The organism is Ulvibacter sp. 2305UL32-6, assembly GCF_058148545.1.
Genome location: NZ_JBYVKA010000005.1, coordinates 220,063 through 239,445 on the forward strand (window position 1 = coordinate 220,063; position 19,383 = coordinate 239,445).

The window sequence follows — 19,383 nt, forward strand, 5'->3', positions numbered from 1 at the left end:
GTTCGGTTTTCGAACAGAAAAGGTACTAAAAATTAATAGGCTAACAATTCTTCAATCTTTGCTTTTACTTTTTCCACGGAAGGGATCATGGTTTGCTCTAAAACCGAGTTAAGCGGAATCGCAGGCATATTTTCAGAACCAATGATCATTACGGGTGCATCTAACTGCTGAAAACACTCCTCCTGAATACGACCTTGCAACGCTCTACTGAAACTATTTTCTGAAGGTTCTTCGGTCACGACCAAACATTTTCCGCACTTTTTGACACTTTTAAAAACAGTGTCATAGTCTAAAGGATGTAACGTACGTAGGTCAACAACTTCAATTTTGTCTTTCATCCCTAAGGCTTCGGAAGCGTTCATCGCCCAATGAACTCCCATTCCGTAGGTAATAATAGAAAGCGTTTCGTCTTCCTCTTGCGGCCAAATTTCTTGTAATACCCAAGCTTTTCCGAAGGGCAACATATAATCTTCACTAGGCTCCAAAGAAGTGGCTCCTTTCGTGCCTTTCACCTTACTCCAGTATAACCCTTTATGTTCAAAAATCACCACGGGATTAGGGTCATAATATGCCGCTTTCAATAAACCTTTTAGATCGGCTCCATTACTCGGATACGCAATTTTGAGTCCGCGTATATTAGTCACCACACTTTCCATCGAAGAAGAATGATACGGTCCGCCGCTTCCGTAGGCGCCAATAGGCACGCGAAGAATCATCGAAACAGGCCATTTTCCGTTCGAGAGATAACAACTTCTACTCACTTCCGTAAATAATTGGTTAAGCCCCGGCCAGATATAATCGGCAAATTGTACCTCAACAATAGGTTTTAAACCTACGGCACTCATTCCAACGGTAGATCCAACAATAAATGCTTCCTGAATAGGCGTGTTAAAAACACGGTTGTCGCCAAATTTTTGTGCTAGCGTAGCAGCTTCGCGAAAAACACCTCCCAAACGACCACCTACGTCTTGTCCGTACAACAGACATTCCTTGTGTTTCGCCATCAATTCTTCGATCGCAAATAGCGCACAATCAACCATAACTACTTTCTCACCGCCTTCTGGCGAGCGTTCACCAACCTCTTCGGTGATAGGTGTTGGTGCAAAATCGTGCGTAAATAGATCTTCAGGTTTTGGGTCCTCAGCTTTAAGAGCACGGTCTAAACTTGCAGCGACTTCGGTCTCTGCCGAAGTGACCATTTCGTTAATTTCTTTTTCAGAAAAGCCATTGTCTAAAAGTAATTTTTGCAGCTTCGGAAATGGATCACGACTACGCGCTTCCTCCAGATCATCGCGATAAAATTCCATACGCACCCCCGAAGTGTGGTGGTTAAGCAAGGGAACTTTGGCGTGTATTAAAAAAGGCCTACGCTCGGTACGGATCTTTTCAATAACCTCCTGAATGGTATTATAGCTTTCTTCAAAGTTGGTTCCGTCTATAGAAATAGCTTCCAAACCATGAAATCCCGCCGCGTATTCCGCCGCGTTCTGCGCACGTGTTTCTGCCGCGTTTGCGCTAATATCCCAACCGTTATCTTGTACTAAATAAAGAATAGGTAATTGCTTTAAAGCTGCCATTTGAAAGGCTTCAGCAATCTCCCCTTCAGTCACAGAGGCATCCCCTAAAGAACACACTACGATTGGCCGGTCATTGCGAACTTGTTGTGCAATCGCTTCGTCTTTTCCAAGACTTTCTTTATACCAAAAGCCCATCGCGACACCTGTTGCTGGAATGGCCTGCATCCCTGTTGCACTACTTTGATGCGGAATTTTAGGCTTATCGTCATCGCGTAAACTTGGATGCGAATAGTAGGTACGACCCGCAGAAAACGGATCATCTTTTTTAGCCAAAACCTGCAACATCAACTCGTACGGTGTCATTCCAATAGCCAACAATATAGAGTCATCGCGATAATACGGAAAGGCATAATCTTGCGGCTTAAGTTGCATTCCTAATGCAGTTTGAATGACTTCATGACCACGAGATGTAGCATGAACATATTTAGAAACTACTTTAAAATTTTCCTCATAGATCTCGGTCATGGCCTTGGCCGTTGCAACATTTTTAAAGGCTTTTTTAAGAATATCTTTTTCCATTTTTCTTTTCAAATCAGTGCGAATGCAATTCACATTCAAAATCGTACTTATACCGTCCTTTTTATAGCGGTCTTGACAGTATTTGACCCCTCGTTTTAATAGGTTCGAGAACTATCAAACTGCTCCATATAGTCGGCAATCCTCCGCAAGAATGAACCAGCTAAATAACCATCTACTATGCGGTGATCAAAAGACAGGGAGAGATACATCATACTGCGTATTTCAATGGTGTCACCTTCTGGTTTTTCTATAACCTCCGCCCGCTTTTTAATAATACCTGTGGCTAGAATTGCAGCTTCCGGCTGATTGATAATTGGAGTTCCCATTAAACTTCCGAAGGTACCTACGTTACTAATCGTAAAGGTGCTGCCCTTCGTATCGTCTGCTTTCAACTTATTATCTCTTGCTTTTCCAACTAAAGCATTAGTAGCAGCCGCAAGTTCTTTTAAATTCTTCTTATTAGCATCTTGCACAACAGGAACGATCAAATTTCCGCTAGGTAGGGCCGTAGCCATCCCTATATTGATATTTTCTTTAACGATAATATTTTTACCGTCTAAAGTCGAATTGATCATTGGGAAATCTTCAATCGCTTTCGCAACTGCTTCAATAAAAAGCGGTGTAAAAGTTAATTTTTCATTGTGTTTTTCCTGAAAAGCGATCTTATTGGCATTTCTCCAGTTTACCATGTCGCTAAGATCTGCCTCAACATACGCAGTAACGTGTGGTGACGTATGTTTACTATAAACCATATGATCTGCGATCATTTCGCGCATACGATCCATTTCCACAATTTTCCCTGTTCCCTTGTCAAATTTTAGATCTGGAATTTTGAATCCGCTATTTTCTGAAACCGCTTGGGCAAACTGAAAAGGTCGTCCTTCGTTAAGATAATGAGTTACATCACTTTTTCGCAGCCTGCCATCTTTCCCTGTTCCCGTAATTCTTGCGAGTTCTTCATACGAAATATGGTTCTTTCTCGCGATGGCATCTACCAAGGGTGAGATAAACAGATTTTCGTTTACCTTATACGACTTTGAACTAGCACTTTGAACTTTTTTAGGTTGCTTATTAGCAGAAACTATCTTTTTCTGAGGTGTTTTTTCTTCGGAAACTTTAGCACTCGAAGAACTTTCAGACAATTCTAAAAGAGCGATCACAGCTCCTACAGGAACCACGTCTTTTGCTGAAACGTGATGCGAGATCATGGTTCCTGCGGAAGGTGCAGGCACTTCGTTATCTACTTTATCGGTTGCGACTTCCACGAGGATGTCGCCTTCTTCAAAAGATTCTCCTTCTTGAACCAGCCAATTAAGAATGGTTCCTTCGGTGATAGACTCTCCCATTTTGGGCATTGTGAATTCAATTTTTGACATGCAGTCTTTTATTTTTTTATTCTGAAAACGTCTTAAAACGTTCTTTGTTTCTTATTTATATCCTAGCGCGCGTTAGGGATTGAGGTAAGGTACCATGTACCACCGAAAGCCCGACGCAAACCGAACGCAGTGAGTGTTTGGGGAACGCCCAAACAATTTTCTTATTCCTTATTTCTCTTCATATCTTGAAGCGTTTTATAAAAATCTTCTTGTACGGGTCGGTTTTTTGGAATTTCCCGTAGCGGTGCTACCTCACGCAAACTCTCATGACAATCTGTTGGTAATTGCTGATACAACTTGGTTCCAGCTGTTTTCCAAGCGATCATTTCTTCTGAAACCTCCTTAATGGCTTTTGCTGGATTTCCCACGATCAATTGACGCTTACCAAAGATCGTTTCAGCTTTGACAAAACTCATGGCACCTACAATACATTCATCACCAATTTCGGCATCATCCATGATCACACTATTCATTCCAATGAGACAGTTTTGACCAAGATTTGCCCCATGAATGATGGCTCCGTGGCCAATATGTGCTCCTTTTTTAAGTACAATTGACTTCCCTGGGAACATGTGCACCGTACAATTCTCTTGTACATTCACGCTATCTTCCAAAATGATCTCACCCCAATCGCCGCGTATCGCAGCGCCCGGCCCAACGTAACAATCTTTGCCAATAATGACATTGCCAGTAACGGCAGCCAAGGGGTGCACAAAGCTTGATTCATGAATTACGGGTATGTGACCTTTAAAGGAGTAAATCATTTATTTAGAGTGTTTTTGTAGTGGATAATTTTTATTTAAATCGTTTCAGTGTTTCTTTTGTAAATTCTGAAAGCACCAATCGGCCGCTAATAGCGGCGCGTTCTGCCAATAAGGTATCCCAATCTTCGGTACCTGCCCATAGGATCTTTTTCATTTCTTTCATTGCTTCTGGATTGTAGGTACATAAATTTTCAGCAAAAGCCTGAACGGCCTCATCGAGCGCTTCAGTAGAATCATAAACTTGTGCATACAACCCTTTTTGACGTGCCCATTCGGCATCATAAAATGTATTTGCATCAATCGCGATTTGCGACATCCCTGTGAGTCCGAGTTTACGCTCCACTGCCGGCCCAACAACAAACGGTCCGATCCCAACATTCAATTCACTCAATTTAATCGAAGCAAATTTGGATGCCATGCAATAGTCGGTTGCCGAGGCAACACCTACACCACCTCCTACGGTTTTACCTTGTACGCGTCCGATAATGAATTTAGGACATTTCCGCATGGCGTTGATCACATTTGCGAAACCGCTAAAAAAGACACGTCCTGTTTCGGCATCATTGATATTGATCAGTTCCTTAAAACTAGCTCCCGCACAAAATGTACGTTCACCGCCACTTTTAAGGATGATAACTTTTACATCCTCGTTCGCTCCAGCCGCATTGATCTCCTCGACCAATTTGGCTAGAATATCACCTGGCAAACTGTTGTGCGCTGGGTGAAAGAACTCTATGGTTGAAATTCCGTTTTCTATCTTTTGATTTACGTAAGGATCACTCATGTTTTTTTAATTGTCAATACGCATCATTCATTGCGCATTCGTTTTATATTAAATTAAATTGTTCAAAATGATGATTTAAATGTTTTCGTTCCATCAAATACCATTCATACCTATTAAGCTCACCAAAAACTACATTTTTGAGGATTGCATCGGGATGCTTCTTAAAATACGCCAAATAGGCATTTCGAGCTTCGAGCATTTTGGCTTTTGCCGTTTCTAGATCAGGATGTTTTGCTTCTGAGATCTTTGATTGTTCGGCCAACGGAAAGTCATATTCCTTTGGCATTGGTTCATAATTATAAAGTGTTTCTTGCACCTTATCTAGAATTTTCTCGGGAGTAGCAATTTCAAAATCCTGAATTTCACCAGAGGCAATTCGGTAAGTATACTCCAAATGCTCGATCATCAATTGCGGCGTGAGACTTCCCCATTTTGGTTTTGCATCTTCGGTTAATTTCCGAAGAGAATCTTCAATCGTTTCCGCGGTCATCTCTGTAAAAACGGTTTGTTTCTTTTCTACCATCGTTAAAATGGTCGCTATAGCAACCAAAGGTTCTTGGTCTTCGGAAGGGTTTACATCAAAAACCTCAACATACCACTTTACAATACCACTAGGCAGTTCCTTTCCTTTAGGATCGCGATCGATCTTTTGCTTACATGTTAAGCGCACATATAGCGTGTCATTGTGATATATTGGACGTAAAAATCGAATTTCCTCCAAGCCGTAGTTGGCAGCTACAGGTCCTTTGTTTGGATAAACAAATAGTCCGGCCGCCATAGAAATAATAAAATAGCCGTGTGCGGTTCGCTGTTCGAAGATACTTCCGTCGAGAGAAGTAATATCGGTATGGGCGTAGAAGTGATCCCAAGTGATATTTCCGAAGTTAACAATATCGGTATCGGTGATCGTACGGTTATGTGTCTTTAAAGACATACCTGGCTCAATATCGTCCCAATGATATTGAAACGGATGTTTTGGCGCTTCTTTATAATCGGCATTGGGTTGATAAATCCCTGTAATTTCGGTGAGCGTTGTTGGGGAACCTTGAATCGCGCAACGTTGCAAATAGTGTTTTACACCGCGCATACCGCCCATTTCTTCACCACCACCCGCGCGTCCTGGACCGCCGTGGATCAAATTAGGTAATGGCGAACCGTGACCTGTACTTTGTTTAGCACTTTCACGATTTAGCACTAAAATTCTTCCGTGATGTGTTGCTGCGGAAATCGTATAATCTCGCGCAATTTTATTGTCATTTGTAATGATCGAACTCACCAATGATCCCTTCCCCATTTTAGAAAGCGTGATCGCTTCGTCCAAGTTTTTATATGGCATGAGCGTACTTACGGGTCCGAAGGCTTCGGTAATATGCGCACCCTCATTTTTTAGCGGCTGGTCTTCCCGAAGTAAAATTGGTTTAATAAATGCTCCTTTTTGTGCATCGGCACCTACCGTTTCAAAATCTGATGTATTTCCGTAGACAACTTGCGCTGTCTTTGTAATTTTTGCTACTTGTTCATTTACTGAATTTCGCTGTGCGTCGTTTACCAAAGCACCCATACGAACTTCTTTGAGTCTTGGATCACCTATAGTTACTTTGTCAAGCGCCTTTCCTAAGGCAATTTGAACATCTTCCATTAATTTTTCAGGAACGATAATTCGACGAATCGCGGTACATTTTTGACCACATTTAACGGTCATTTCGTTTCTTACTTCTTTTATAAATAAGTCGAATTCTAGTGTTCCGGGAACAGCATCTTCACCTAATATCGAAGCATTTAGTGAATCGGCTTCCATGGTAAAAGGAACCGATTCTTCGGTTAGCTGCGGATGATTTTTAAGCAGTCTCCCTACTTTAGCAGAACCTGTAAAGGTAACAACGTCTTGTGATTGAACGGTATCTAATATTGTTTTTGCGGTACCACTAATAAGTTGTAAAGCACCTTCGGGAAGGATTTTTGAGGCAATGATCTCTCTTACAACAGCTTCAGTTAAATAAGCGGTTTGTGGTGCAGGTAAAACTACTGCTGGCATTCCGGCCATCCAATTGACAGCACATTTTTCAAGCATTCCCCAGACAGGGAAATTAAAGGCGTTTATATGTACCGCAACACCTTCGCGTGGTACCATGATATGATGCGCCATAAAGCGTCCGCCGCGAGAAAGGTCAATTGGATCACCTTCTACGTGGAAGGGCTGATTTGGAAACAGTTTCCGAAGCGAGGCATTTGCAAATAAATTTCCGAAGCCACCTTCAATATCGATCCAACTATCGATCTTGGTTGCACCTGTACGATAGCTCAACTCATAAAAATCGGCTTTTCGCTTGGTGAGATACATCGCCAATTTTTTAATCATATTGCCACGCTCCTGAAAAGTCATCTTCCGAAGTGTTTGGCCTTTATCGCGTCCGTATTGCAAGATATTAGCAATATCGAGGCCTTCCGTAGTGACATTTGTAAAATGTTCTCCAGTAACTGAATCTAAGATAGGAGTTCCATCACCTTGTCCATCCAGCCATATTCCTTGTACGTAATGTTGTGTTTTTTGCATCATTAAGCTCGTATTCTAATTATTTTACCGTTGTTTTTACCCATGACCGATTTTACATAGCCATCAACGATCTTATTCATTGGCACGGGTGTATTGCCCGGGAAATAGTTTTTATATTTTTCATAAGCGGCGTCAACCAGATCTGCAGACACACAATTAATTTGCAACCCGCGTTCCAATTCCATAGCAACAGCCATGGTAAAACTCTGTATCGCTCCATTTACCATCGCCGCACTGGTCGTCATAGCTACAGGTTCATCGGCTAAAATTCCTGTTGTGAGTGTTATTGAACCGCCATCGTTCAGATATTTTCTTCCAATACGCACTAAATTTACTTGCCCCATCATTTTAGAACGGATCCCAATATAAAAGTCGTCTTCAGAAAGTTTATTAAAGGTGTCCCACTTCGCGTCTCCAGCCACGTTAATCACGGCATCAACTACACCAACCGATTTAAACATTTTTTCGATGGAAGTTGACGAAGAAATATCGACTGTAACATCGCCAGACATGCGTCCAGCAACAATCACTTGATGTTCTTCTTTAAAACGTTCAGTAACGGGTTTACCGATTGTTCCGTTTCCTCCTATTATTAGTATTTTCATATCTGAAACTGAAGATTAAATATTGTTGATTTTCGAACTTTACTTCTGAAATCCTAAATCAAAAAATCTCAAATCGTTAATTAATTACACACGTTCAATAATAGCAGCATATCCCTGGCCAACACCAATACACATGGTTACAAGGGCGTAGCGTTTATTTTGTTCCTTTAATTCTATTGCTGCGGAATAGGCAATTCTCGTACCTGTTACCCCCAAAGGATGACCAATAGCGATAGAACCTCCATTAGGATTTATACGTGGATCGTCATCTTTTAAACCCCAAGCTCTTATACATGCCAAAGCTTGTGAAGCAAAGGCTTCATTGAGCTCAATAACATCCATGTCTTCCATTTTAAGGCCTGCTTTAGCTAGAGCTTTATTGGAAGCCTCCACAGGACCAATACCCATGATACGTGGTTCTACGCCAACCACAGCCGAACTTACAATACGCGCAAGTGGCTTTAAATTGTATTTTTTAACTGCCTCTTCGGAAGCAATGATCGTTGCAGCGGCTCCATCATTTAGTCCAGATGAATTTCCTGCCGTTACACTTCCGCCCTCTTTTTTAAAGGCGGGACGTAGTTTAGCTAAAATCTCTGGTGTGGTGCCAGATTTTATAAATTCATCATCTTTAAAAATAATAGGGTCTTTTTTTCGCTGCGGAATTTCTACTGCGACGATCTCTTTTGCTAAACGTCCACTTTTTTGTGCCGCGGAAGCTTTCATCTGACTCTTATATGAAAATGCATCCTGATCTTCACGAGATATATTGTATTTCTCCACAAGATTTTCGGCGGTATTTCCCATACCATCGGTACCATACAATTCTTGCATCTTCGGATTGACAAATCGCCATCCAAAGCTAGAATCGTACATTTTAGCATCATTTCCGAAGGCAGAAGAAGGTTTTGCGATCACGTAGGGTCCGCGTGTCATATTTTCAACGCCACCCGAGATAAATACGTCGCCGTCTCCTGCCTTGATTGCTCTATTGGCATGGATTATTGCTGAGAGTCCGCTGCTGCACAGTCTATTGACTGTTTCACCGGGAACGGTGAAAGGCAGACCTGCCAGCAGCAGCGCCATACGCGCTACATTTCGGTTGTCTTCACCTGCCTGATTTGCACACCCCATGATCACGTCTTCATAAGCATCTTTTGGAATATTTGGATTACGAGCTACAAGTTCTTTAATAACCATAGCTCCCAAATCGTCTGTTCGCACAGCGCTGAGCGTTCCTTTGTAACTTCCTATGGGTGTTCTGATCCCGTCAATTATATATGCTTCTTTCATATGTATAAAATATTTTATAAAAAGGAAAATGGAATGCCTAATTTTATTATATCGGTTGGTTTACCAATTGTAAATAGACATTTCATAATTTAATCTTCCCAATCTTTATTCGTTCTATAAACAACACCTTTAAAAAGTGCCACTAATTCGTCACCTCGTTTAACTTCAACGATGTTAAATCCTACTTTCGTTCTTTGCTCATCTAGCGTGGCTTCCGCTGTAATATAATCTCCTTCGTCTAAAGCAGATATATGGTTTATGGACGTTTCAATTGAAACGGCATACTTTCCATGTGTATTTGCCGTAAACCCGAAGGCCGTATCTGCCAGGGTATAACTTACACCACCGTGAGCTTTCATCATGCTATTGAGCATATCCCTTCGAATGGTCATCCCTACTTTGCACCTACCAACTTCGCATTCTAGAATTTCTATACCCATCGCCTGACTAAAAGCGTCTTGCGAAAGCATTTTGTGTGGTATATCTTCGCCTTTTATCATTAAAAAAATGTTTTGTTCTCACGATTCATCTTCCGGAGCAATGGTGAACATCGATAACGATCCTCGTGATATTCTGCATACATCGCGTCTAGTTTTTCTACACACCAATCGATTCCTTTTTCATCTGCCCAAGCTAGTAAGCCTTTCGGATAGTTGACTCCTTTGGTCATGGCGTTATCGATATCTTCAGCGGAAGCAACATTTAAAAACATGGCATCTGCTGCTTCGTTGATAAGCATGACGAGAATGCGATTAAAAATTTTTTCTCCTACTTCACTCGTATGAGATTTCTCACTTTCATTCGAAATGACATGGCCGTTTTCATCATATCTGTAATAACCTCGACCGCTTTTTCTCCCTAAATAACCTGCTTCGCTAAAACGTTTTTGCGTAAAGGCTGGCTTATAACGGGGATCGTAATAAAAAGCTGCGAAAACCGATTCGGTCACAGTATAATTTACATCGTTTCCTATAAAATCCATTAGTTCGAACGGTCCCATTCTAAACCCGCCGTGCGTTTTCATAGCCCTATCAATGGTGGCAAAATCTGCTATTCCTTCTTCGTAGATACGCAGAGCTTCTCCGTAAAACGGACGTGCAACACGATTTACAATAAAACCAGGCGTGTCTTTAGCGACTGCCACCGTTTTTCCCCAATTTTTTATTGTTTCCACGGAAGTTTGAAGGGTTTCTTCGGAAGTCTGGATCGAAGGAATCACCTCAACCAATTTCATCAATGGTGCGGGATTAAAAAAGTGAATCCCTACGCAACGTTCTGAATTTTTTAAAGACGCCGCGATCGATGCAATGGATAAGGAAGAAGTGTTTGATGCAATGATACAGGTATCACTAACATAACTTTCTAATTCTTGAAAAACCTTTTTCTTGATCTCGATATTTTCAATAATTGCTTCGATAATAAGATCACCATTGTGAAGCGATTTTAGGTTGTCAACATATACTATATTGCCCTGAATTCTGCTTTTTTCTTCGGAAGTGATTCTCCCTTTTTCTATCAGCCGATTCAATATTTTTTCTAAGGCGTTTTCGGCTTTATCTAAAGCCGATTGATTGGTATCATATAATTTTACACTACAACCAGCTGTTGCGGCCACTTGAGCGATTCCACTTCCCATGGTTCCTGCACCAATGATGCCTATGTTTTTAATTTTTCTCATATAAAAGACCCTTCAACTGTGTTCCGGGTGAAATTTTACAACTATTTCCCTTTAAAATTCGGTTTTCTTTTTTCCATAAAAGAAGCTACACCTTCGGCATAGTCATCACTTTGCGCTGCTTCTATTTGTAACTTTGACTCTAAATTTAATTGCTGTTCCAAATTATTTGTCATTGACTTATTCAACAATTCCTTGGTCATTGCGAGTGCTTTGGTTGGCATTTTTGCCATATTTTCGGCTAAAACCATTATTTCCGTATTAAAATCTTCTGGAGAAATCACTTTATAGATCATTCCCATACGTTCGGCTTGTTCTGCCGAAACTTTTTCTCCTGTCATCATAAGGGCAGATGCTTTCTGAAAACCGATCAATCTTGGTAAAAAGAAGGTTCCAGCACTATCGGGAATTAAACCGATCTTACTAAAAGCTTGAATAAACGAAGCTTTTTCTGAAGCAATTACAATATCGCAAGCCAAAGCTATATTTGCACCAGCTCCTGCCGCAACACCATTTACGGCGGCAATAACAGGTTTTTCGATGGCCCGAATGCGGGTGATAATAGGATTGTAATGTTCTTCTAATATTTTTTTAAAACCCGGATTTAAGTCGGGTGTGGTGACCTCTTTTAAATCTTGACCAGCACAAAATGCTTTTCCGCTTCCTGTAAGTACGATAGCGCGAACGGTCTTATCGGTTGCGCATTCATCTAATTCGTTTTGTAGCAAAAAAGCCATTTCGCGATTAAAGCTATTGAAAACTTCAGGGCGATTTAGGGTAAGTGTTGCAACTCCGTTGCTGATCTGTTTTGTAATACTGCTCATTTTTCTTTTAAAATTTTGTTGCCGCCCAAGCCCCGCGTTAGGGATTGAAGCAAGGTATCATGTACCGCTGAAAGCCCGCCAAGACCGCACATAGTGCGTCTTGGAACGCCCAAAATTATTTTAAACACTTAAAATAGTCGAAAGGTTCTTGGCAATCGTCGCATTTAAACAATGCTTTACATGCCGTGGAACCAAATTGACTAACCAAGTGGGTATTGGTTGACCCACAATTGGTGCACTTTACTATTTTCTTTTGCCCTAACAGGGCTTCTTTATCTGCTGTTTCATTAAGAGGTGCGGCGATTCCGTATACCTCCATCTTTCTTTTACCAGCTTCACTGATCCAATCGGTGGTCCATGCTGGCGCAAGCACTAATTGGATTTCTGTTTTTTTACCGATCGCTTTAAAGGCCGCTGTGAGGTCATCGCCAATGACATCCATGGCGGGACAGCCAGAATAGGTTGGCGAAAGTTTAATATATACCACGTTGTTGATCTCAATAGCTTCTCTGATAACCCCCAGATCCAAGACCGTTAAAACGGGGATCTCTGGGTCGCTAACGCTTTCCAGAATAGGAATTAGCTCTTTATCGATATTTGGTTCTTCAGTAAGCGTCATGATCCTTATTTACGATTGTAGGCTTGATTATTTATGCACTTTAAAACTGTGCTACACTACCATTTCATTCCTGGGAAGCTGCGTTGCATGTATTGCATATCAGCAAGAAGATAACCCATATGTTCACTATGGACACCTTGTTTTCCGCCCCTAGTAAAATATTTACGTTCTGGAACCGTAAGGTTTGCTTCTTTCAATACTTCGGAAACTTTAGCGTAATAGCTTTCTTTCAATGCTGCAACATCAACACCAATACCTGCTTCTACCATGGCCTTATCATCATCCGTCATATCAAATAATTCGTCTGTAAAACGCCAAAGTGCATCTATAGCTTCTTGCATTTTTTGATTGCTTTCTTCGGTTCCATCACCTAGGCGAATAACCCAGTCACTTGAAAAGCGTTCATGGTAACTCACTTCTTTAATACTCTTTTTTGCAATGGCAGCAAGTGTTTGGTCTGTGCTCGATTGGAGTTTTTCTAACATCATTAGGTGATAGACATCGAATAAAAACTGTTTTCCAATTACATATCCAAAATGGGTGTTGGGCTGTTCAACCAACAATACATTTTTATAGGCTCGTTCTAGACGCATAAAAGCGATATCATCTTCCGTCTTACCATCATTAGCCAATTGTGCTGCATATTGATAATAGCTTCGTACTTGACCAAAAAGATCAAGCGACATATTGGTGAGGGCGATATCGGTTTCTAAGCTTGGACCGTGACCACAAAGCTCTCCCAGTCGTTGTCCGAGAATAAGCGAATTATCTGCGATACCTATAATGTAGTTGTATAAATTTTGATTCATAGAATAAAATTGAAATCGAAATTGAAATCGAAAGATTCCTGCCTACGCAGGAATTTGTTACATATGTTTTACCTCGTCGGGAAGATCATAGAATGTTGGATGACGATACACCTTATCTTGAGCTGGCTCAAACAATTCGCCGTTATCCGCTGGATTACTCGCAGTGATATTACTGCTCTCTACAACCCAAATACTAACTCCTTCGTTTCTACGTGTGTAAACATCACGCGCATTTTCTAATGCCATTTCAGCGTCGGCTGCATGCAAGCTGCCGAAATGCCGGTGTTCTAATCCGTTTTTACTTCGGACGAAAACTTCCCATAACGGCCAATTTTTTTTATCAGACATGATTTTTTATTTATTACTTCAACGTGTTCTCAAAAATTTCCATTTTTTAGTGAAAATCGCGAACCGACATTGAATTTTAAACTGCTTTTTTTAGTTTTCGCTTCGATTTTTTTTCGGCGTGAGCCATAGCTGCATCTCGCACCCATGTTCCTTCTTCCCAGGCATTGACACGCGCACTCATACGCTCTTTATTGCACGGGCCATGACCTTTGACAACTTGCCAAAATTCATCCCAGTCAATTTCTCCAAAGTCGTAATGACCCGTCTCCTCGTTCCACTTTAAATCTGGATCTGGAATTGTGAGTCCGAGTAAATCGGCTTGCGGCACGGTTTGATCAATGAATTGTTGACGTAACTCATCATTTGTTTTACGTTTCAGTTTCCACTTCATGGATTGTTCGGTATGAACCGATTCTGCATCGGTTGGCCCTAACATCATTAAACTTGGCCACCACCATCTATTGAGAGCATCTTGCGCCATTTCTTTTTGTTCAACTGTACCTCTACAGAGCGTTAGCATGATCTCGAAACCCTGGCGTTGGTGAAAACTTTCTTCTTTACAGACACGAACCATAGCTCGTGCGTATGGACCATAAGACGTATTACAGAGCGGGACTTGATTAATGATAGCTGCACCATCAACCAACCAGCCCACGGCGCCCATATCGGCCCAAGTAACGGTAGGATAATTAAAAATGGAAGAATACTTTGCTTTCCCTGAATGCAATTGCTCGTAAAGTTCATCACGTGAAATTCCTAGCGTTTCGCAGGCAGAGTATAAATACAAACCATGACCAGCTTCATCCTGTACTTTCGCAAGTAGCGCTACTTTACGACGTAAAGAAGGAGCTCTTGAGATCCAGTTTCCTTCAGGAAGCATTCCTACTATTTCAGAATGTGCATGTTGTGAGATCTGACGAATATGTGTTTTGCGGTATTTCTCCGGCATCCAATCTTTTGGCTCAATTTTTTCGTCACGTGCAATGCGTGCTTCAAAAATCTCTTCTAAGTTTTTTACTTCTTTTTCACTCATAACGCTCTTTTTAAATTTACTAGTAGGTATTGACTAAACGTCGAAATCTACTTTTACGGTATCTGAAGTTGGAACTGCTTGACAGCTCAACACAAAATTCTGAGCCACTTCATCTTCTTCCAACGCATAATTTATTTTCATTTCTACGCTACCCTCCAAAACTTGACATTTACAGGTACTACATACACCGCCTTTACAAGCAAATGGAAGATCTGCACCTGCGCCTAAAGCAGCATCCAAGATATTATCATACTCCTTGGTCATGGTAAAATGAAATTCTTTACCACCATCTACAATAGTCACTTCAACTCCTTCAACATTTTGTTGAGCCAAACGCTCTGTTCGTTTTTTATCTTCTTCGGTGAGACCCGTTACGAATAATTCGTAGTGAACATTGTCTTTATTCATCCCGGCCGCAATCAAAGCGTCACGTACCAAAAAGATCATTTCTTCGGGGCCGCATAAAAATGCTTCGTTGACCGCCGGAACATACAAGAGCTTATCAAATATTTCGGTTAGCTTTTCCGAAGTAAAACGTCCGTTCATCAGTTCAATATCCCGATGTTCCTTGGTTAAGAAATAAAAGATCTCAAACCGACCAAAATACTGATTCCGAAGCTGTTCAATCTCCTCTTTAAAGATAATGGATTTCACGGTACGATTCAAGTAGAATAACTTGAATTTAGCATTTGGCTCGAGCGCAAGATGCGTTTTGATCATAGACAAGACCGGTGTGATTCCACTTCCCGCAGCAAAGGCTACATAGGTTTTTTCTTCTTCGGAAACCGCAACCCCAAAGTTTCCACTTGGAGCCATAATTTCTAGTGTATCCCCTTGTTGCAATTTTTCGTTGACAAATGTCGAAAATTTTCCGCCTGGGATCCATTTAACTGCTACCTGCCACTTATTTTCGACAGGACTTGAACACAGACTATACGACCTGCGAACATCTTCGTTATCGATATCGGCTTTCAGCGTTAAATGCTGACCTTGACGAAACGCAAATTCTTCTCTAATTTCCGAAGGAACATCAAAGGTAATTACCGAGCAATCGTCGGTTTCCTTATAAATATCCTGAACCTTTACTTTATAAAATGTAGCCACAAATTTTCTTGTATGTTTACAAAACTAACGTTTGTTAGTTTAAATTGCAAATTAATATTTACACGATTCCTTTCAGCAAAACAGCAAGGGTATCTCTTTTTAATGTGCTGATTTCCATAGCATCGCGTTTTCGATACCACAAATACATGGTTCGCAAGGTTGAGAGCATCGAAAAAAGAATGACTTCGGGATGTCGCGGCTTGATCTCCTTTTCTAAGATCCCTTGTTTTATAATGCTTCGGAAGTTTTCTTCATAATCTTCGCGCATTTTCACCACAGCCGACAGATCTTCGTTTTCCAAATGCATCCAATCATTATTCAACGCGGCAAGACCGTTAGGATATCGCACGGTAATGTCGATATGCTTTTCAACGATCTTTTCAATTTTCTGAATAGGTCGGCTCTCTTCAGCGATCACTGCACTCATTCCTCGCGTAAATTCTTCAGCAACTTCCAAAATGATAGTCGCCAAAATTTCCTGCTTATTTTTAATGTGATTATACAAACTCGCCGCCTTGATATCCATTGCTTGAGCTATGTCTCGCATGGATACGGCTTTATATCCTTTTTCCTTAAAAAGGCGCGCTGCCACAGTAAGGATCTCCTGTTTTCTAGTACTAGATTTCATCTGCCCTAAAGATACATAAATTGGCTTCAGAACGGAAAACAGATCGAACCACAACATTGTGAATTTAAGTTGCTATTTTTGAACTATGAAAATGCACGTGGAAAGCAACGAACTCTTAGATAGGTTACCACCCCATCTCAAACAATACATCAAACCACAGAACTATGAGCGATATACGCCCATTAATCAAGCAGTTTGGCGATATGTTATGCGGAAAAATGTTTCATATCTGAGTGAGGTAGCTCATGATAGTTATGTTGACGGACTTAAAAAAACGGGGATCTCTATTGATGATATTCCGTCAATGTACGGCATGAATCGCATCTTAAAAGAAATTGGCTGGGCTGCAGTAGCTGTTGACGGTTTTATTCCACCCAATGCATTTATGGAGTTTCAAGCGTATAAAGTGCTTGTAATTGCAAGTGACATTAGGCAATTGGAAAACATAGAATATACCCCTGCGCCCGATATTATTCATGAAGGAGCGGGTCACGCGCCTATTATTGCGAGTCCGGATTATGCCGAATATTTACGTCGGTTTGGAGAAGTAGGAGCCAAAGCCATTTCAAGTGCTCATGATATGGACATGTATGAGGCTGTTCGGGAACTTTCTATCATTAAAGAGGCCGAAGGCACTTCCGAAGAAGCCATTGAAGCTGCCGAAAAACGCGTAGAAACACTACAAAACAAAGAAGTAAAACCTTCCGAAATCGCGCTTATTAGAAACCTACATTGGTGGACCGTTGAATACGGTTTGGTTGGTAGCGTAGAGCAACCTAAAATTTATGGCGCCGGACTCCTATCCTCGATTGGAGAAAGCGCTTGGTGCATGAAAGAAGAAGTAAAGAAACTTCCATATACGATTAACGCTGCTTATCAAGATTTTGATATCACAAAACCACAACCACAACTGTACGTAACCCCAGATTTCGCCTATTTACAAGAGGTTTTAGAAGAATTTGCCAATACGATGGCGGTTCGAAAAGGAGGTTGGCGCGGTCTTAACAAACTGATTGAAAGCAAACAATTGGGAACCATTGAAATTTCAACAGGTTTGCAAATTTCAGGTGTATTTTCACGCATGATCCGCAATGAAGATAACGAAGTGGTTTATTTTGAAACCCAAGGCGCTACAGCACTAGCATATCGGGAAAAAGAAGTGATAGGGCATGGTGTTTCAAGACATCAAAACGGATTTCGATCTCCGTTAGGAAAACTAAAAGGTATCAATCTTGCGATTGAAAATATGGGCCCGAGAGACCTTGCCGCCTATAACTTTTACGACGGTAAACCCATCGAATTTGAATTTGAAAGTGGGATTCGCGTAAAAGGAATGAACGTTACTGGTATGCGAAACTTGAAAGGTGAGCTCATGCTCATTCAGTTTAATGATTGCTTGGTTACCTATCAAAATGAAGTGTTGTTTACGCCCGAAGATGGTGATTTTGACATGGCCGTTGGAAAAGAAATTATTTCGGCTTTTGCTGGAGCTGCCGACTATTTATCTTTTCCATTGCAGGAACATGTTTTGAGTACTTCGGAAGGAAAAGAGACCCTTTCCGAAGCCGATAAAAAACTTCAAAACTTATATGCCGAAGTACGAAAAATTCGCATAGATGGTTTAAAAGGCAATAGCCAAACGCTTTCTTCCCTATTTGATATGGTTAAAAGCACATTTCCGAAGGATTGGTTATTACCACTAGAAATTTATGAATTGAATGCTTCTTCGGAAATATTAGATCACTTAAATTCGTTAAAACAACAACGCCCTGAAATTGCTCATTTGATCGATGGCGGGCTGGAATTATTAAAGAAAAATTAGCTATTGCGTAACAACTGCGCATTGACAACAAAGAATAAATAATTATGGGACTATTTGGATTATTCGGAAACAAATCAAAAAAAATTGAAGACTTTACAAGTCGCGGCGCCATTATTTTAGACGTGCGTTCTAAAGGTGAATATGATCAAGGTGCCATTCCGGGCTCAAAGCATATTCCATTACAAAGTGTTGCTTCTAAAATTTCAGAAATAAAAAAATGGAACAAACCTGTTATTACTTGCTGCGCAAGTGGAATGCGAAGCGCAAGTGCTGCTGGCATCTTAAAAAGTAACGGAATTGAAGCCATGAATGGTGGAGGTTGGTTTGCTTTGAGCAAAAAATTATAAGGGCTTTTTTGAACGCAAGTATCTGATTGTTAAATTTTTGTATCTTTGAGGAGCTTCCTCCCCCAAGAAACATTCAGACTATGTATAATTATAAAGCTTTTATCAAGGCAGTATACGATGGTGATACTGTAACCGCCGTTGTTGACTTGGGTTTTCTTCACTATCAGGAAATGAAACTACGCCTTATGGGTATTGACACCCCAGAATTGCGAGGCGAAGAACGCGAACAAGGACTTATTGTACGTGATATTCTTCGGGAAAAGATCTTGGAGAAAGAGGTTGAAATTCACACCTTCAAAGATAAGCAGGGGAAGTATGGACGCTATTTAGCAACCATAATAATTGACGGACTTGATATTAATCAATGGCTCGTGGATGAAGGGCACGCTCGTGTCTATTTACCTTAAGGTTTAAGCTAGATTTTAGTAGAAATACAATCCTTTTATTTTCTTCGGAAAAAAACACCACAATAAAAAAACCCGCTAACGACTATATCGAAAGCGGGTTAAAATTAAGCGGGGGGAATACTCTTTATTATTCTTTCACGATCTGTTTTGTAAGTTGTGCGTTGTCGCTTTGAAGAACAAACATATATGTTGCGCTTTGCAAGTTTGTAATGTCTATAGTCTTCTCTGCTCCCATACCACTTAGGTCCTCTATACGAACCAACTTACCTGTAAGATCATATACTGATAGTTGTTT

The 19,383-nt window shown here is 40.8% G+C and carries 20 protein-coding genes; 3 read left to right on the forward strand and 17 right to left on the reverse strand.

Annotation, left to right across the window (positions count from 1 at the left end; all coding sequences use genetic code 11):
• Positions 1-32 precede the first annotated feature (32 nt).
• The 16 genes from ACY2RU_RS15945 to ACY2RU_RS16020 form a co-directional block, all read right to left on the reverse strand.
• A complete protein-coding gene (locus ACY2RU_RS15945) occupies positions 33-2,096 on the reverse strand; it encodes an alpha-ketoacid dehydrogenase subunit alpha/beta (RefSeq protein ID WP_490139480.1) in 2,064 nt (687 codons plus the stop codon).
• A 95-nt stretch (positions 2,097-2,191) separates the two neighbouring features.
• Positions 2,192-3,472 carry a dihydrolipoamide acetyltransferase family protein gene (locus ACY2RU_RS15950; protein ID WP_490139481.1) on the reverse strand — a complete coding sequence of 427 codons (1,281 nt, stop codon included), beginning with the start codon at positions 3,470-3,472 and terminating at the stop codon, positions 2,192-2,194.
• A gap of 161 nt (positions 3,473-3,633) precedes the next feature.
• Positions 3,634-4,236: an acyltransferase gene (locus ACY2RU_RS15955; RefSeq protein WP_490139482.1), complete on the reverse strand. Its 603-nt coding sequence runs from the start codon at positions 4,234-4,236 to the stop codon at positions 3,634-3,636.
• 31 nt (positions 4,237-4,267) lie between these two features.
• Entirely contained in the window at positions 4,268-5,020 is a 753-nt protein-coding gene (locus ACY2RU_RS15960; protein WP_490139483.1) for an enoyl-CoA hydratase/isomerase family protein, read from the reverse strand.
• A 43-nt stretch (positions 5,021-5,063) separates the two neighbouring features.
• The gene (gene paaZ / locus ACY2RU_RS15965; protein WP_490139500.1) at positions 5,064-7,574 is read right to left on the reverse strand and encodes a phenylacetic acid degradation bifunctional protein PaaZ; all 2,511 of its coding nucleotides are present in this window, start codon (positions 7,572-7,574) and stop codon (positions 5,064-5,066) included.
• A 2-nt stretch (positions 7,575-7,576) separates the two neighbouring features.
• On the reverse strand, positions 7,577-8,179 hold the full coding sequence (locus ACY2RU_RS15970) for a short chain dehydrogenase (RefSeq protein WP_490139484.1): 603 nt from the start codon (positions 8,177-8,179) through the stop codon (positions 7,577-7,579).
• A gap of 84 nt (positions 8,180-8,263) precedes the next feature.
• Positions 8,264-9,472 (reverse strand): 3-oxoadipyl-CoA thiolase, encoded by a 1,209-nt coding sequence (pcaF, locus tag ACY2RU_RS15975; protein ID WP_490139485.1) that lies wholly within the window; start codon positions 9,470-9,472, stop codon positions 8,264-8,266.
• An 89-nt stretch (positions 9,473-9,561) separates the two neighbouring features.
• Positions 9,562-9,972 (reverse strand): PaaI family thioesterase, encoded by a 411-nt coding sequence (locus tag ACY2RU_RS15980; protein WP_490139486.1) that lies wholly within the window; start codon positions 9,970-9,972, stop codon positions 9,562-9,564.
• Positions 9,972-11,150, reverse strand: coding sequence for a 3-hydroxyacyl-CoA dehydrogenase NAD-binding domain-containing protein (locus tag ACY2RU_RS15985; RefSeq protein ID WP_490139487.1), 1,179 nt, complete (start codon positions 11,148-11,150; stop codon positions 9,972-9,974). The genes ACY2RU_RS15980 and ACY2RU_RS15985 overlap by 1 nt, the downstream gene beginning before the upstream one ends.
• A 41-nt stretch (positions 11,151-11,191) precedes the next feature.
• Positions 11,192-11,971, reverse strand: a complete 780-nt coding sequence (locus tag ACY2RU_RS15990) for an enoyl-CoA hydratase-related protein (protein WP_490139488.1) — start codon at positions 11,969-11,971, stop codon at positions 11,192-11,194.
• Positions 11,972-12,086: 115 nt separating this feature from the next.
• Positions 12,087-12,590, reverse strand: coding sequence for a 1,2-phenylacetyl-CoA epoxidase subunit PaaD (gene paaD / locus ACY2RU_RS15995; RefSeq protein WP_490139489.1), 504 nt, complete (start codon positions 12,588-12,590; stop codon positions 12,087-12,089).
• Positions 12,591-12,646: 56 nt separating this feature from the next.
• On the reverse strand, positions 12,647-13,399 hold the full coding sequence (paaC, locus tag ACY2RU_RS16000; RefSeq protein ID WP_490139490.1) for a 1,2-phenylacetyl-CoA epoxidase subunit PaaC: 753 nt from the start codon (positions 13,397-13,399) through the stop codon (positions 12,647-12,649).
• Between the two features lie 57 nt (positions 13,400-13,456).
• Positions 13,457-13,747 (reverse strand): 1,2-phenylacetyl-CoA epoxidase subunit PaaB, encoded by a 291-nt coding sequence (gene paaB, locus ACY2RU_RS16005; protein ID WP_490139491.1) that lies wholly within the window; start codon positions 13,745-13,747, stop codon positions 13,457-13,459.
• A gap of 76 nt (positions 13,748-13,823) precedes the next feature.
• The gene (gene paaA, locus ACY2RU_RS16010; RefSeq protein WP_490139492.1) at positions 13,824-14,780 is read right to left on the reverse strand and encodes a 1,2-phenylacetyl-CoA epoxidase subunit PaaA; all 957 of its coding nucleotides are present in this window, start codon (positions 14,778-14,780) and stop codon (positions 13,824-13,826) included.
• Positions 14,781-14,813: 33 nt separating this feature from the next.
• Positions 14,814-15,884 carry a 2Fe-2S iron-sulfur cluster-binding protein gene (locus ACY2RU_RS16015; protein WP_490139493.1) on the reverse strand — a complete coding sequence of 357 codons (1,071 nt, stop codon included), beginning with the start codon at positions 15,882-15,884 and terminating at the stop codon, positions 14,814-14,816.
• A 58-nt stretch (positions 15,885-15,942) separates the two neighbouring features.
• Positions 15,943-16,512: a TetR/AcrR family transcriptional regulator gene (locus ACY2RU_RS16020; protein WP_490139494.1), complete on the reverse strand. Its 570-nt coding sequence runs from the start codon at positions 16,510-16,512 to the stop codon at positions 15,943-15,945.
• A gap of 85 nt (positions 16,513-16,597) precedes the next feature.
• Between ACY2RU_RS16020 and ACY2RU_RS16025 the strand changes: the two genes are divergently transcribed.
• From ACY2RU_RS16025 to ACY2RU_RS16035, 3 genes are all read left to right on the forward strand, one after another.
• Positions 16,598-18,334 carry an aromatic amino acid hydroxylase gene (locus tag ACY2RU_RS16025; protein ID WP_490139495.1) on the forward strand — a complete coding sequence of 579 codons (1,737 nt, stop codon included), beginning with the start codon at positions 16,598-16,600 and terminating at the stop codon, positions 18,332-18,334.
• A gap of 44 nt (positions 18,335-18,378) precedes the next feature.
• A complete protein-coding gene (locus tag ACY2RU_RS16030; protein WP_490139496.1) occupies positions 18,379-18,681 on the forward strand; it encodes a rhodanese-like domain-containing protein in 303 nt (100 codons plus the stop codon).
• An 80-nt stretch (positions 18,682-18,761) separates the two neighbouring features.
• Complete coding sequence (locus tag ACY2RU_RS16035; protein ID WP_490139497.1) at positions 18,762-19,088, forward strand: thermonuclease family protein; 327 nt, start codon at positions 18,762-18,764, stop codon at positions 19,086-19,088.
• 127 nt (positions 19,089-19,215) lie between these two features.
• On the opposite strand, the gene ACY2RU_RS16040 is transcribed toward ACY2RU_RS16035, so the two are convergent.
• On the reverse strand, positions 19,216-19,383 hold a 168-nt coding region (locus ACY2RU_RS16040; RefSeq protein WP_490139501.1), incomplete at its 5' end, for a T9SS type A sorting domain-containing protein.

Coding starts and splice junctions, on each gene's coding strand:
- ACY2RU_RS15945 (WP_490139480.1), bottom strand. CDS start 2,096: ATGGAAAAAGATATTCTTAAAAAAGCCTTTAAAAATGTTGCAACGGCC.
- ACY2RU_RS15950 (WP_490139481.1), bottom strand. CDS start 3,472: ATGTCAAAAATTGAATTCACAATGCCCAAAATGGGAGAGTCTATCACC.
- ACY2RU_RS15955 (WP_490139482.1), bottom strand. CDS start 4,236: ATGATTTACTCCTTTAAAGGTCACATACCCGTAATTCATGAATCAAGC.
- ACY2RU_RS15960 (WP_490139483.1), bottom strand. CDS start 5,020: ATGAGTGATCCTTACGTAAATCAAAAGATAGAAAACGGAATTTCAACC.
- paaZ (WP_490139500.1), bottom strand. CDS start 7,574: ATGCAAAAAACACAACATTACGTACAAGGAATATGGCTGGATGGACAA.
- ACY2RU_RS15970 (WP_490139484.1), bottom strand. CDS start 8,179: ATGAAAATACTAATAATAGGAGGAAACGGAACAATCGGTAAACCCGTT.
- pcaF (WP_490139485.1), bottom strand. CDS start 9,472: ATGAAAGAAGCATATATAATTGACGGGATCAGAACACCCATAGGAAGT.
- ACY2RU_RS15980 (WP_490139486.1), bottom strand. CDS start 9,972: ATGATAAAAGGCGAAGATATACCACACAAAATGCTTTCGCAAGACGCT.
- ACY2RU_RS15985 (WP_490139487.1), bottom strand. CDS start 11,150: ATGAGAAAAATTAAAAACATAGGCATCATTGGTGCAGGAACCATGGGA.
- ACY2RU_RS15990 (WP_490139488.1), bottom strand. CDS start 11,971: ATGAGCAGTATTACAAAACAGATCAGCAACGGAGTTGCAACACTTACC.
- paaD (WP_490139489.1), bottom strand. CDS start 12,590: ATGACGCTTACTGAAGAACCAAATATCGATAAAGAGCTAATTCCTATT.
- paaC (WP_490139490.1), bottom strand. CDS start 13,399: ATGAATCAAAATTTATACAACTACATTATAGGTATCGCAGATAATTCG.
- paaB (WP_490139491.1), bottom strand. CDS start 13,747: ATGTCTGATAAAAAAAATTGGCCGTTATGGGAAGTTTTCGTCCGAAGT.
- paaA (WP_490139492.1), bottom strand. CDS start 14,780: ATGAGTGAAAAAGAAGTAAAAAACTTAGAAGAGATTTTTGAAGCACGC.
- ACY2RU_RS16020 (WP_490139494.1), bottom strand. CDS start 16,512: ATGAAATCTAGTACTAGAAAACAGGAGATCCTTACTGTGGCAGCGCGC.
- ACY2RU_RS16025 (WP_490139495.1), top strand. CDS start 16,598: ATGAAAATGCACGTGGAAAGCAACGAACTCTTAGATAGGTTACCACCC.
- ACY2RU_RS16030 (WP_490139496.1), top strand. CDS start 18,379: ATGGGACTATTTGGATTATTCGGAAACAAATCAAAAAAAATTGAAGAC.
- ACY2RU_RS16035 (WP_490139497.1), top strand. CDS start 18,762: ATGTATAATTATAAAGCTTTTATCAAGGCAGTATACGATGGTGATACT.